This window comes from Phycisphaerales bacterium (assembly GCA_016699835.1).
Taxonomy (GTDB): domain Bacteria; phylum Planctomycetota; class Phycisphaerae; order Phycisphaerales; family UBA1924.
Genome location: CP064987.1, coordinates 379,343 through 392,717, shown reverse-complemented (window position 1 = coordinate 392,717; position 13,375 = coordinate 379,343). Strand labels below are relative to the sequence as shown.

Here is a 13,375-nt window from a genome sequence, read left to right as displayed (position 1 = left end):
CGGAGCGCGTGAACTCAGGCCTGTTCCTTCGCCACGCCGATCCCCAACTTGGGGACCTTGATGCGCAGGCCCGGACGAACGTACCCGGACTCCTTGCACGCGCGGTGGTGGGCCTTAGGCATGCCCGTGAGCGGGCACAAGGTCACGGCGAACTCGGTCATCGCGTGGTGGGAACGCCGACGACGGGTGCGGCCGTGGCTGACTCTCTGTGGAGGGAGCATGGAGCGGACTCCTCACGCGATGGCCTACACGCCACAGCGCATGGTGCGAATACAGGTCGGGACAATAGGCGACCGACCACCCCAGCGTCAATGCGATTCGGAAGGCGTTTGGTCGGTCAGCCTCGCCCGAAAAGCCAGGAACATCGGGATCTCCCGCCTGGCTCGGTTCTCCTCGGCCGCCCGGGGCCCGGGTTGGCTCGACCGCAGGCTCGGCCATTCCTCGATCGCCTCGATCACAAACCCGGCATCCACCAGCGTCCGGATGTACGTCTGAATCGGGCGATGGAACGTGACCGTGGCGACCGGAGCTTGCCCGTGGGCGGCCCTCCCCGGATTCATCACGATCTCGCGCTCGCCGGGCGAGAGGTAGCCGTCCACACGCCGGTATTGAGTCACGCCACGCGCGCGGTCGCGAGATTCATCCCACGCCCAGGACGTTTGACCAGGGGCCCGGAACGCCGGATGCAGGATCACGCCCACGAGCGTGCCGCCGGGTTTGAGGCGACTGGCGATCCCGGCAAAGACTGGTTCCAACGGGTTGATGTTCATCAGGGCCATCACGCACGCCGCGGCATCGAAATGCGGATGTTCGAGCGTGCCCAATGCGCGTGCGTCGGCGACAAGATATGACTCGCGTGGTGTGGCGTGGCGTTGCGCGCTCGAAATCAGGCGCGGCGAGGCATCGACGCCCACAACCTCGCATCCTGCGACCGCGAGCGCCCGTCCCAGAATGCCCTGCCCGCACGCGACATCGAGCACACGCCTCCCGGCACTCGGGGCGATCAGACGCATCACGCCCGGGACGATGACGTTCTCGTGGTGATCGCTCTTGCGCTCGTCGATCAGGTCGTCGTACCAGTCGGCGACGTGGTCCCAGTCGGTGGTTGGCTCGGCGGAGGCGGGCGTCACCGGCGGCGCGGCGGGAGTGATCGCCGTTGCGCGTGCGGCCTTGGTGAACTCGGGCGGATCAGGAGCCTTGAACGCCAGCGTCTTTCCCGTGCCGGCGTGCGTGAAAGCGAGTTCGGCGGCATGCAGACAGACTCGCCCGACGGGGTCCACCATTGAGCCGTACCGGCGATCACCGACGATCGGATGCCCAATCGATGCGAGATGCGCGCGGATCTGATTCTTCTTGCCGGTATCGAGTTTCACGCGGAGGATCGTGGCCGAAGGCGTCTGGTCGATCACCTGGTAGTGGGTGACGGCCATGCGTGGCGGGCGTGGGCTGGCGTCCTCGCCGCGTTGCGGGTGGGCCTCGAGGCGGCGTGCTTCCGAGGCGGATGTCACGCTCTTCACGATGCCCTCGGCGTCCTCAACGAGGTAACTCTGGATGGAGTTGGTCTCGCCGGGCGTGCCCAGCTTTCCCTCGACGACGGCCGTGTAAAAGCGACGGACGCGCTTGGATCGAAAGTCTTCTTTCAGCCACGCGAAGGCGCGCTCGCTGCGGGCGAAGACGATGAGGCCCGACACTTCTTTATCGAGTCGATGGACGATCCAGACTTTTCGTTTCGACGCGGATCGTGCGGCGGCCTTGATGCGTTCCTTCACCATCTCAAAGAGGGCATCGGCGCGTTGGCCCACGCCGGGCGGACGGGCGGTGAGGAGGCCCGAGGGCTTATCGAGCACGATGAGGTCGTCGTCCTCATGGATGACGCGGACATCGCGCGCGAGGTACGAGCCTTTGGGCGGACGCGGCGGATGTCCGGCTCGCGATGGTGGAGGCCCATCGGGGCGCGGCCCGAAGGGTTTTCGTGGACGGGCGAAGGGCGGGCCGCCCGATTCGGGTCGATTTCCAAAGGGTTTTCGCGGGCCTCGCGAGTTTGGCGGGCCATTCGTTCGCGGGCCAGATCCGGAGTTGGGTCTCGAGTTCGGTCTGGAGTTGGGCCGGCGGGGACGGTCGGAGTTGGGCACGCGTTACTTCCCCTTCCCGGCGGCAATGCTCGTGATCGCCGGCTCGACCGTCGTGATGAGCCAATCGACGAACTTTGACTTGGGCATGCGCCGGCCCTGCTCGGCTCCCGGAGAGTGGACGATCGTCCCATCCTTATGGAGGACGAAGGCCTCGATCTCGTCGCTGTCCATGGTCTCGAGGGGGTTGCCGACGACCATGTCGAGGCCCTTGCGCTCGAGTTTGGCCTTGGCGGAGGCGTGGAGTTCATCGCGCGGCTCGAGGGCGAAGCCGATGATGGTCTGGCCAGGGCGGCGCGTGGCGCTCACGCCGGCGATCAGGTCGGGCGTGGGTTCGAGCGTGAGTGTGAGCGGCTCGTTCTTGCGCCGGAACTTGCCGCCGAAGAAGTTGGGATCGACCTTGGGGCGATAGTCGGCGACCGCGGCGGCCATCACGATCACGTCGGCCTTGCTCGCGTGCTCGGCGAGCAGGGCCTGGAGGTCGGCGCAGGTGCGGAAGGCGATGGTCCGCACGCCCTTGTGGGTGGCCCGCAGGGCGACGGGTCCTAGGAGCAGCGTGACCTCCCAGCCGTAGGCCGCGGCGGCATCGGCGAGGTGGACGCCCAGGCGGCCCGAGGAGCGATTCCCCAGGAATCGAACGGCATCGATCGGCTCGTGCGTCGGGCCGGCGGTGATAAGCATGGCCCGAGCGCGGGCGTTTGGCGTGGCAGCCTTTGGGGGGGCGGGTTGCGAGAGTGGAGACAAACAGATACCTTTCCGGGATCGCGGCGGGGTGCCGCGGGCGAGTTCGATGAACCTTGGAGCAAACCAAGGCTGAACAATTGATAGCAGGGCGAGTGTGCCGCATAATCCCGCCCCGAGGTCCGACTTGGGGGAATCGCTCGGGTTGGCGGTTGGGAACCGTTGGTGTCCGGGGAACGGACGTTGGGTGGCGACGCGGCCGCCTGGCGATCGGAGTGCCCAGCCGACGAGGTCGAACTGGAAGGCAATGACGCGGCGAGGAACGCCGTGATGACGACGTAAGGGGCACGATGGCTCGATCACGAAAGAAGTTGGGCGAGATCCTGGTGGGCTGGGGCGTCGTGAACGCCGCCCAGGTCGAGAAGGCGATGGGGAACGCCCAATCGACCGGCAAGCGCATCGGCGAGGCCCTCGTCGAGGCCGGGTTCGCCACCGAGGAGCAAGTCACCAAGGCGCTCGCGAACCAGTTCGGGATGGAGTACGTCGATCTGACGGCCCCGGGGATCGCCGAAAAGATCGACATGAAGTTGGTTTCGGACGATCTGATCAAGAAGCACCAGATCATCCCGATGTCGAAGGCGAACGGCCGCCTGCAACTGATCATCCACGATCCGATGGATCTGGATCTGCAGGGGATGCTGCGGTTCCGATTGAACGCCGAGATCGACACGAGGCTCGCGTCCAGGAGCGGGATCAAGAAGTTCATCGAGCAGGCGAGCGCGGGGACGGCCCGGCGATTCACCTCCGAGCAGTCGCTCATGACCGAGTCGATCGACAAGTCCGTCGATCGGTCGGTGGACCGCTCGGTCGATCGGTCGGTGGACCGCTCGATCGACGTGGCGGCGGAAGAGGCGCCGATCGTCAAGTTGTGCAACCGAATACTGACCGAGGCGGTGCGCATGCGGGCGAGCGACGTGCACGTCGAGCCGATGGCCGACCGCGTGCGCCTGCGGTATCGCATCGACGGCGTGTGCATGGAGCGCGACAACCTGCCCAAGCGCATGCAGAACGCGCTCCTGTCTCGCTTCAAACTGATGGCGGGCGTGAACATCTCCGAGAGGCGCGTGCCCCAGGACGGGCGCATCAAACTCGACGTCGACAACGTGATGATCGACTATCGCGTGTCGGCGTGCCCGGCGTACCACGGCGAGAGCGTGGTCTGCCGTATTCTGAGGCCGGATTCCGTTCGAATCGGCCTTGAAAATCTGGGCTTCGAGGCCGACAACCTCGCGATCTTCAACCGAATTATCCGCCGCCCCAACGGCATCTTCCTCGTCACCGGCCCGACCGGCTCGGGCAAGACCACAACGCTCTACTCGGCGCTCGACGTCCTCAACCGCCCGGATAAGAAGATCATCACCGCCGAGGACCCGGTCGAGTACAACTTCGAGGGGATCAACCAGTGCCAGGTGCGCGAGCACATCGGGCTGACGTTCACAGCGATCCTGCGATCGATGCTGCGTCAGGCGCCGAACATCATCCTCGTCGGTGAAATCCGTGACAAGGAAGTCGCCGAGATCGCCATCCAGGCCGCGCTGACAGGGCACCTGGTCTTCAGCACGCTCCACACCAACGACGCGCCGAGCGCGATCACTCGACTCATCGACATCGGCGTCAAGCCGTTCCTCGTCGCGAGTTCGATCCAGGCCGTCATGGCCCAGCGACTCATCCGGATCCTCTGCAAGGAGTGCAAGGCCGTCGCGGGCGACGAGGAGTTCGACCCGAAGATCATGCGGCTGGTCGGCGTGACGCCCGACGAGGCGCGCGGAAAGGTGTTGAAGGCCGTCGGCTGCCCGGTCTGCAACAGCACGGGGTACAAGGGACGCAAGGCGATCTTCGAGATGATGGTGATGAACACGAGGATCCGCGAACTCGCGTTCAACCTGGCGCCGATCGCGGATATTCGCAAGGCCGCCATCGCGAACGGCATGCGGAGCCTCGTGGGCGACGGGAAGATCAAGATCCTCAACGGCGTGACCACGCCCGACGAGATCGCCCGGTCCACACAGATCGATCTCGACAACATCGCGGTGGCGGGATGAGCCGCACCGTGCACGGAGCACGCCGATTCACGACCGATCACACGAGATACAGTCTTCAGCACGCCAAGGCGTGAGCGCACGACAGAGACTTCCGGGCCTTTCGATCCCGACCCATTGACCTTTTTCTAGCGAGTGAGCACAGCATGTCCGGCATCCAGATCGACCGACTCCTCGACACCGTGGTCCGCTTCGGCGCCTCCGACCTCCACCTCACCGTGGGCCGCAAGCCGACCATCCGCCTCCACGGGCACCTCAAAAACCTTGACACCAAGGTCCTCGACTCCGAGGACATGGTCTCGCTCATGAAGGCCATCACCCCCGAGCGGAACCAGCAGGAACTCCAGGAAGAGGGCGGGAGCGACTTCGGGTTCGCGTACGGCGACGCGGCACGGTTCCGCGTCTCGGTCTTCCGCCAGCGCGGCGATCTCGCGATCGTCTGCCGCCAGATTCCCAGTCGCCTGCTCACGTTCGAGCAAATCGGTCTGCCCGAGGTCGTGAGAGATCTCATCCGGCGACCGCGCGGGATGTTCCTCGTCACCGGACCGACCGGTTCGGGAAAGACCACCTCACTCGCGACCATGATCGACTACATCAACACGAACATGGACCGCCACATCGTGACGATGGAAGACCCGATCGAGTACTACCACGTCCACAAGAAATCGATCGTGAATCAGCGAGAGGTGGGGGCGGACGTGCCCAGTTTTTCCGAATCCCTCCGCCGCGTGCTCCGCCAGGACCCCGACGTGATCCTCGTCGGCGAAATGCGAGACCTGGAGACCATCGAGGCGGCGATTCGAGCAGCCGAGACAGGCCACTTGGTCTTCGGCACCCTCCACACCACGGGTGCCGCCAAGACGATTGACCGTGTGGTGGATGCCTTCCCGGTCACCCAACAGAACCAGATCAGAGTGCAGTTGTCGACCGCCCTGATCTGTATCCTGAGCCAAGTTCTCCTCTCCCGGATTGACACCACCGGCATGGTGGCCGGGTACGAGTTCCTGGTGATGACGCCGGCCATCGCGAACCTGATCCGCGACAACAAGACATTCCGAATCGACTCGATGATCCAGACCGGCAAGAAGTTCGGGATGCAGTTGCTGGACGACCATCTGTGGTCGCTGTATATGAAGGGCGTGATTGCCGCAGACGAGATGATCGATGTGTCGAAGAACCCGCAAGACTTGACCAACAAGATCCACAAGCTGGGTCGGACGGTGGGCCGGATGGAGTGGGACGAGGAGATGGAGGAGCCGGACTGAGGCTGAATGCGACACGGACAACATGTCGCAACGTCTCTGTAGGCGAAAATCTGATTGGAATTGTGCGACCGGTCGGTTATCGTGCCCGAACAAGGATGGCATGGAGCGACCGGTATTTCATTGACACGCCGGAGTTTTCCACCGGAATCCACCCAATAGCATGATGTGGGGATTCAAGGTGGGACGGCGAGTTGGTGTGCTTGGTTGAGCCTGTTGGTCCTTCGGGTGGGGAATGGTGGTGGGGGTTTGGGGCGGGGTGGGAGTGCTCGGGGCGGGGCGGTCGGATGGCGTTTGTGTGACCTTTGGGTCACATGAAACGCTCGACTTGGGCACATCGGCCTATCGCTGGATGGTCGGATGTGCGGTCGGAGTCGTGCGGGCGATCGTCCGAAAACAGGGCGGCGTCTCACGACGTGTTGCCGAGAGGGTTGTCCAAAGCGGGGTCGGCGGAATGCTGACCGGCTGGGCTGCTCGAACTGGAACGCTCCATGACGGGCGTTGGAAGAGGCATCTGGCATGGCAAAGACGATGGTCGATCCCGCGGAACTGAAAGGGCGCAAGCTCGGGCGGGTGCTCACCAAGTTGGGGAAGGTCACGCGCGAGCAGGTGCACGAGGCGCTCGAGGTGCAGAAGACGCGCTCGAAGTCACGGATCGGCGAGCTGCTGATCGAGTTGGGATATTGCTCGAAGACCGACATCGCCGAGGGGCTGGCGGGGCAGGCGGGGATGTCGTACGAGACGCTGGGGATGGATTTCTCGATTCCCGACGAGGCGAAGAACGCGATCCCGTCGGAGAACGTGAAGCAGTATGAGGTCGTGCCGCTCGAGTACAACCCGACGGCGAGGCGGCTGAAGATCGCGATGAAGTCGCCGGACAACTTCCGTGCGGTGGACGATCTACGCCTTCTCATGGGGTTCAACGTGACGGCGGTGGTGTCCGATCCCGAGGTGATCGACCACCTGATCAAGAAGAACTTCTCGAAGACCGAGTCGATCTCGGACGTGGTGGGGTCGATCTCGGCGGACCGTAAGTTCGAGGGGCTGAGCGGGCGGAGCGATCAGTCGATCGACCTGGACTCGCTGAACGACGCGGCGAACAGCAACGAGGTGATCAAACTTCTGAACCTCGTGCTCTTGCAGGCGATCAAGGATCGGGCGAGCGATATCCACTTTGAGCCGTTCGAGAACGAGTTCAAGATGCGGTACCGGATCGACGGTGTGCTGTACGAGATGGTGCCGCCGCCGAAGCAGTTGGGCCCGGCGATCACGAGCCGCGTGAAGGTCATGGCGAATCTGGATATCGCGGAGCGTCGCCTGCCTCAGGACGGCCGCATCGAGTTGACGGTGGGCGGGAACCCGGTGGATCTTCGCGTGGCAATCCTGCCGACGATCTGGGGCGAGAGTTGCGTGATGCGAATCCTGGATCGCGGGAACGTGGAGTTGTCGATCGACCGCGTGGGGTTGCGGCCGGACGATATGGACACGTTCCGGCGGATCGTGGGGAAGCCCAACGGGATCGTGATCGTGACGGGCCCGACGGGCTCCGGGAAGACGACGACGCTGTATGCCGCGTTGTCGGAGTTGAACGACATCGAGACGAAGATCCTGACGGCGGAGGACCCGGTCGAGTACGACATCGACGGATTGTGCCAGTGCCAGGTGAACACGGACGCGGGCGTGACGTTCGGGAAGTTGCTCCGGAGTTTCTTGCGACAGGACCCGGACATCATCCTGGTGGGCGAGATCCGCGACCTGGAGACGGCCCAGATCGCGGTGCAGGCGTCGCTGACTGGGCACTTGGTGCTGAGCACGCTGCACACGAATGACGCGCCGAGTTCGATCATTCGACTTGTGGACCTCGGGATGGAGCCGTTCCTCCTGACGGCGACGATCGAGGGGGTGGTGGCGCAGCGTCTGGTACGGACGGTGTGCGCGGGGTGCAAGGAGTTCTACACGCCGAAGGAGGAGGAGTTGATGGAACTGGCTCTGACTCCGGAGGACGTGAAGGGTCGGGAGTTTGCGCGGGGTCGCGGGTGCGACAAGTGCCATGGCTCCGGGTACAAGGGTCGGATGGCGTTGTTCGAGATCATGACGATGGACGACGAGATGCGGGAGTTGGTGATGAAGAGCGCGAGCACGAACGTGCTGCGGGCGCACTCGCGTCGGCGCGGGATGCGGACGCTGCGCGAGTCGGGCTTGCTGGCGATCTATGAGGGATTGACGACGATCGACGAGGTCGTGCGTGAGACGTTGAATGAGGAATAGGGATCAGGCATCAGGCATCAGGCATCAGGCATCAGGCATCAGGCATCAGGCATTAGGCATCAGGCATCTGGTATTGGGGCATCTGGGAATCGGGACCGAAGCGCGGGCTTCACATTGGGAATAGGGAAGACGTATGGCGACCTTTGCGTATGAAGCGCTGAACGCGGCGGGGAAGCCCCAGCGGGGGACGATCGAGGCGGGGAGCACCGAGGAGGCGATCTCGCGCATCAAGGCGCAGGGATACTTCCCGACGTCGGTGCGAGAGCAAAAGGGGAAGCCCAAGGACGCGGACGGCGGCGCCGGTGGGGCGGCGGCGTCGAAGAAGAAGAAAAAGGGCGCGGTCACGATCTCGATCGGGCGCGTGAGCCAGAAGGTGTTGACGCAGTTCACGAGGCAGTTGTCAACGCTGCAGGACGCCGGGCTGCCGTTGCTTCGCTCGCTGCAGATCCTCGAGGAGCAGCAGAAGCCCGGGAAGATGAAGAACGTGCTGCTGGGCGTGTGCGACGAGGTCGAGGGTGGGACGGCGTTGTCGGAGGCGATGGCGAAGTTCCCCAAGGCGTTCGACCTGCTCTACACGAGGATGATCAACGCGGGGGAGATCGGCGGCGTGCTGGACGTGATCCTGCAGCGCCTCGCGGAGTTCATGGAGAAGAGCGAGCGACTGAAGCGGAAGATCAAGGGCGCGCTGGTGTACCCGATCGTGGTCATAGTGATCGCGATCCTGATTCTCAGCTTCATCATGTTCTTCATCATCCCGAAGTTCGAGGAGATCTTCACGGACTTCGGCGTGAACCTCCCCGGTCTGACGCGGTGGCTGATCGGGACGAGCCGATGGTTCGCGGGGACGGCGACGGGTCAGAAGCTGCCCGGCGTTCTGTTCGTGCTCCCGGCTCCGATTCTGGCGTGGGTGTTCTGGAAGGTGATCCGGATGCTCGAGCCGGGGCGCGCCGTGACGGACACGATGCTGCTGTGGACGCCGATCTTCGGGAAGATCATCCGCAAGACGGTGATCGCGCGGTTCACGCGGACCTTGGGGACGCTGATTTCGGCGGGCGTTCCGATCCTGGAGGCGGTGAAGATCGCGAAGGAGACGAGCGGGAACTATGTGTACGAGAAGGCGCTGCAGCGGGTGCACGACTCGATCCGCGAGGGCGAGGGGTTCGCGGGGCCTTTGCGCGAGAGCAAGACGTGCGACTCGATCGTGGTGAACATGATCGACGTCGGCGAGGAGACGGGCGAGTTGGACGCGATGCTATTGAAAATCGCGGACAACTACGACGAGGAGGTGGACGTCGCGGTGGGGTCCTTGGTGTCCCTGCTCCAGCCTCTGATGATCGTGTTCCTGGGCGGGACGATCGGGACGATCGTGGTGGCGATGTTCCTGCCTCTGGTCGCGATGATCGAGAGCCTGACGGCGCAGGCGGGAGGTGGCTAAATGCGAGCCGGCCAGAAGAACGTGAGTCACGAACGAGCTGGAGACCTCGCTGGAGAGCGGTGCCACCAGACTGCACACCGCTCTGGAGAGCGGTGCCACCAGGAGCGGAGTCGCTTTGGGTGTCGTCGCGGGTTCTCGATCGTGGAACTGCTCTTTGTCATCATCATCCTCGGGCTGCTCATGGGCCTGTTACTGGTGGGTTTCACGCGGGTGCGGAAGACGGGTCGGATGGTGCAGCAGCGCGTGACGGTTGGGACGTTCATGCAGGGACTGTCGCAGTTCGAGCAGGACTTCGGGTTCACGCCGCCGCTGCTCCGCGAGCAGGCCCAGCCGGCGACGATGGGCATCGAGGTGGTGAACGTGAACGGGCTCTCGCGCGTGAAGGTGTACGCAAAGTCGGAACTTTTGGCTCCGGCGACGGGCTGGCAGCCTACTGCGACGAATCCGTACCTGGACAACCGGTTCAGCACGGCGTCGCTGGCGGTGTTCCTCGGCGGGGCGCTGAATGAGAGCGTGGCGTCGGGTCGGCCTGTGGGGCCTGGGGTGCCGCCGTTTGATGGCGTGCCAGGCGGTGGATATCTCGCGCCCGAGGTTGATGAGTTGAATGGTTTGGCGGGCTTTGCGCTGCCGGCGTATGCGGATTGGGACGGTCAGGGGTGGAAGCGCAGCGGTAGGACATACGCGTCGTTTCTCGATGCGGGGCGGCAGGATCCACGGCTGGTCATGCCGGGCGTAGGCAGCGCGACGAACGTGGTGGCGTGGCCCGAGTATCGCGACCTGAAGGGCGCGGCGTATCGGTATTACCGCTGGAATCCGGGGCGCGCGGTCTCGGGGAATCCTCGGCAGTTCGCGGACCCGCGGAACGCTGGGGAGATGAACGTGCCGGCGATGGTGGGGGATCCGCGGGTGGATGTGCGGCTGAACTCTGGGATCGGTGGCAAGCCGCGGTACGCGATGGTGGGCGCGGGGGCCGACGGGGTCTTTGGGGATGAGCCGATCGGGGTGCTGCGTGCGGCTCTTGGCGACAACGCGAGCGTCGAGGCGACGGCGCGGCTCAAGGCCGCACGTGACAACGTGGTGGAGGTGGGTCCATGAGCACCCGGCACGGACGATTTCAAGGAATAACCAGCGGCACGGCCTTCGTCCGTGGCTTCACGCTTCTTGAACTGGTTGTGGTGATGGCGCTGTTGGCGCTGCTCGCGGCTATCGGGATCGGGGCGTTCCGCTCGGCGATCCAAGGGTCGGAGGAGACTCTCGCCGAGACGCAGTTGAATGCGGGGCTGGCGTCGGCGCGGGCCGCGGCGATCCGCTCGCTCGATGGCGACACCGCGGCGGTGTTCACATATCAGGTCAACGGGCGGCTCACGATTCTTTCCTGTGTGCAAGTAGGTGAGATCGAGGACACGCGCGACCCGGCCCGGCCGGTGGGCGCGACGAACGCGGAGACCCGGCCCATCTTTGTGGTGAACGGCGAGATGAAGCCGGCACAGTTGCCCCTGGGGTGGATGGTGCGCGGGCACGCCTTCGCGGGAACGATCGACGGCGGCGGGACGCTCGCGAACGGGTGGTACGAGGCGACGGCGCAGCGCGTGCTCGATCCGAATGTCGCCAACTGGGTCTTCCCCGAGACGGAGTTTTACAGCACGAAAGAGAACGACGCGGCGGCCTCGGCGGCGAAGTACGCCTCTGAGGGGAACCAGCGACAGAGTTTCATGGTCCGCTTCCGCGCAGGAACGGGCGAGGTCGTGACGGGCGATTCCCGCCTGGCGATTGTCATCGATCCGGTGAAGAGCGCGTATCCGACGTTGGTTGGCGTCGAGGATTGGCGGCCGGCGGTCGCGCCCTTCGCGTCGTACCGCATCGACAAGGCGAAGGATGTTCGGCAGTTTGTGCGTCGCTTGATCGCAACGCGTGATCTCGACGCGAGCGGGACGATTGACGCGCAGGATCAGACGCTGCTGCGGGCGCTGATTGGGAACACTTCGACGGACACGATCCTGGTTCGCCCGGTGCCGATGCTGGCGCTCTACAACGAGCGTCGGATGGCGTCGTCGATCGGGACGGGACGGCTGAGCGCGGCGACGGGGTGCGTGTACGCGGAGCCGCCGATAGGAAGTCAGCCGGAGCGTGCTCCGAAGGCTCCGAATCTGGATCCCCGGGCGTTCGTGGGGTTCACGCCGGCGGGGGCGCAGAGCGACATCAACGCGTGGATGGAGGGTCGGCTGGTGCGGAGTGGTCGTCGGGTCGAGTCGTCGGCCCGGATCTTCACGATCGATCCGTACTCGGGGGTGCCGCGGGAGGTGACGCCATGAGTGTGATGAGGATGAATGAACACCTGATTGGGCGTCTTGGGGTCGGGCGTCGGGCGTTCACGCTGATCGAGGTCTTGATCTCGGTCGTGGTGCTGTCGCTGGGCCTCCTGGGCGTGGCGGCGATCTTCCCGTTCGTGCTCAAGCAGCAGCAGAAGGCGACGGACTCGGTGCAGGGCGTGACGGTCGCGCGGTCTGCCGCGGATCAGTTGACGGGCAATGTGTCGATGACCTCGCCCGATTACGGCGTTGATCTCACCGAGCCGGCACAGCGTCGCGGGTGGCGGACGCTGACCGCAGACGCGACGTGGTCGCCTCTAGGCGAGTGGACGATCCCGCAGTTCGTGTCGTCGTTCCGCGATCTCGACGGGATCGGCGGGCTGGGGATCGAGCCTCGCACGGGGAACATGTTCGGCGGGAGGCCCTCGTCTCCCTCGGCGAATCCGGACCTGACCTACACGGGCTTCTTCTCGATGCCGCTCTCCGAGCGGTTGTGGCCGAGGCCCGGGGTGGCCAACATCGGCGCGGTGAGTGGCGAAGCGAAACCGGACGGGATCGATCCCGTGTATGTGTGGGACTTTGTCGCGCGGCGCGTGCAGAGCGGATACTCGAACCCGGTCACGCCCTCGCTCGATCCGAACGATGCCCCACGCTATTCGGACGATACCGTGCAGATCGCGGTCTTTGTGCGCCGGCTTGACTCGGGGATCCGGGCGCGCGTGGGGACGATCAAGCAGACCATCTTCTCCGGAGCGGCCGTGCCGGTCGGCGCGGACCCGGCGACGGGCATCCCGTCGTTCGACGGGCTGGGGGACCGGTCGACGCCGCAGGGTCGCCCGAGTTACTCCGTCCCTCAACTGGCGGCCTACGCGGTGCAGACGGGCTTCGATCCGTCTCGGCGACTGCTCGCGATCGCGACGGCGACGCCTGAGATGCAGCGCTATGTGAGCCAGATCGGGCAGAAACTCGTCGACGACGACGGGTTCGTGTACACGGTCGAGAAGATCGACGACGAGATCGCGGCCCGGGTGCGTGCGGTGCCCACGAACGCGGTGCTGGTGCAGGTTTCACCGGCGATGCCGGCGAAACTCCGCAACGGGCAGGCGGTGTACAGCGGGACGGTGGTCTTCACGCCGCAGGTACCGGCGGCGGTGGAGGTCCGGACGGTGTCGCCGTGGCGGCCATGAGTCGA

General features: G+C 64.8%; 10 protein-coding genes. 7 read left to right on the top strand and 3 right to left on the bottom strand.

Annotation, left to right across the window (positions count from 1 at the left end):
• Positions 1-14: 14 nt before the first annotated feature.
• The 3 genes from rpmF to IPK69_01580 all read right to left on the bottom strand — a co-directional run bounded on the left by rpmF (position 15) and on the right by IPK69_01580 (position 2,810).
• On the bottom strand, positions 15-221 hold the full coding sequence (gene rpmF, locus IPK69_01590; protein ID QQS09342.1) for a 50S ribosomal protein L32: 207 nt from the start codon (positions 219-221) through the stop codon (positions 15-17).
• A gap of 87 nt (positions 222-308) precedes the next feature.
• Complete coding sequence (locus tag IPK69_01585; GenBank protein QQS09341.1) at positions 309-1,847, bottom strand: methyltransferase domain-containing protein; 1,539 nt, start codon at positions 1,845-1,847, stop codon at positions 309-311.
• 288 nt (positions 1,848-2,135) lie between these two features.
• On the bottom strand, positions 2,136-2,810 hold the full coding sequence (locus IPK69_01580) for a phosphopantothenoylcysteine decarboxylase (protein ID QQS09340.1): 675 nt from the start codon (positions 2,808-2,810) through the stop codon (positions 2,136-2,138).
• A gap of 350 nt (positions 2,811-3,160) precedes the next feature.
• Between IPK69_01580 and tadA (IPK69_01575) the strand changes: the two genes are divergently transcribed.
• The 7 genes from tadA (IPK69_01575) to IPK69_01545 all read left to right on the top strand — a co-directional run bounded on the left by tadA (IPK69_01575) (position 3,161) and on the right by IPK69_01545 (position 13,370).
• Positions 3,161-4,912 (top strand): Flp pilus assembly complex ATPase component TadA, encoded by a 1,752-nt coding sequence (tadA, locus tag IPK69_01575; GenBank protein ID QQS09339.1) that lies wholly within the window; start codon positions 3,161-3,163, stop codon positions 4,910-4,912.
• A 143-nt stretch (positions 4,913-5,055) separates the two neighbouring features.
• A complete protein-coding gene (locus tag IPK69_01570; protein ID QQS09338.1) occupies positions 5,056-6,174 on the top strand; it encodes a type IV pilus twitching motility protein PilT in 1,119 nt (372 codons plus the stop codon).
• Between the two features lie 528 nt (positions 6,175-6,702).
• Positions 6,703-8,439 carry a Flp pilus assembly complex ATPase component TadA gene (gene tadA, locus IPK69_01565; GenBank protein ID QQS10391.1) on the top strand — a complete coding sequence of 579 codons (1,737 nt, stop codon included), beginning with the start codon at positions 6,703-6,705 and terminating at the stop codon, positions 8,437-8,439.
• A gap of 133 nt (positions 8,440-8,572) precedes the next feature.
• A complete protein-coding gene (locus IPK69_01560) occupies positions 8,573-9,874 on the top strand; it encodes a type II secretion system F family protein (GenBank protein ID QQS09337.1) in 1,302 nt (433 codons plus the stop codon).
• A gap of 141 nt (positions 9,875-10,015) precedes the next feature.
• Positions 10,016-10,969 carry a hypothetical protein gene (locus IPK69_01555; protein ID QQS09336.1) on the top strand — a complete coding sequence of 318 codons (954 nt, stop codon included), beginning with the start codon at positions 10,016-10,018 and terminating at the stop codon, positions 10,967-10,969.
• Entirely contained in the window at positions 10,966-12,186 is a 1,221-nt protein-coding gene (locus IPK69_01550; GenBank protein ID QQS09335.1) for a prepilin-type N-terminal cleavage/methylation domain-containing protein, read from the top strand. The genes IPK69_01555 and IPK69_01550 overlap by 4 nt, the downstream gene beginning before the upstream one ends.
• Positions 12,183-13,370: a prepilin-type N-terminal cleavage/methylation domain-containing protein gene (locus IPK69_01545; protein QQS09334.1), complete on the top strand. Its 1,188-nt coding sequence runs from the start codon at positions 12,183-12,185 to the stop codon at positions 13,368-13,370. Before IPK69_01550 ends, IPK69_01545 begins: the two co-directional genes overlap by 4 nt.
• The last annotated feature ends 5 nt before the right edge of the window (positions 13,371-13,375 follow it).

Excerpts from the sequence above, each read along its gene's own strand:
- rpmF (QQS09342.1), bottom strand. The coding sequence starts at position 221 with ATGCTCCCTCCACAGAGAGTCAGCCACGGCCGCACCCGTCGTCGGCGT.
- IPK69_01580 (QQS09340.1), bottom strand. The coding sequence starts at position 2,810 with ATGCTTATCACCGCCGGCCCGACGCACGAGCCGATCGATGCCGTTCGA.
- tadA (QQS09339.1), top strand. The coding sequence starts at position 3,161 with ATGGCTCGATCACGAAAGAAGTTGGGCGAGATCCTGGTGGGCTGGGGC.
- IPK69_01570 (QQS09338.1), top strand. The coding sequence starts at position 5,056 with ATGTCCGGCATCCAGATCGACCGACTCCTCGACACCGTGGTCCGCTTC.
- tadA (QQS10391.1), top strand. The coding sequence starts at position 6,703 with ATGGTCGATCCCGCGGAACTGAAAGGGCGCAAGCTCGGGCGGGTGCTC.
- IPK69_01560 (QQS09337.1), top strand. The coding sequence starts at position 8,573 with ATGGCGACCTTTGCGTATGAAGCGCTGAACGCGGCGGGGAAGCCCCAG.
- IPK69_01550 (QQS09335.1), top strand. The coding sequence starts at position 10,966 with ATGAGCACCCGGCACGGACGATTTCAAGGAATAACCAGCGGCACGGCC.
- IPK69_01545 (QQS09334.1), top strand. The coding sequence starts at position 12,183 with ATGAGTGTGATGAGGATGAATGAACACCTGATTGGGCGTCTTGGGGTC.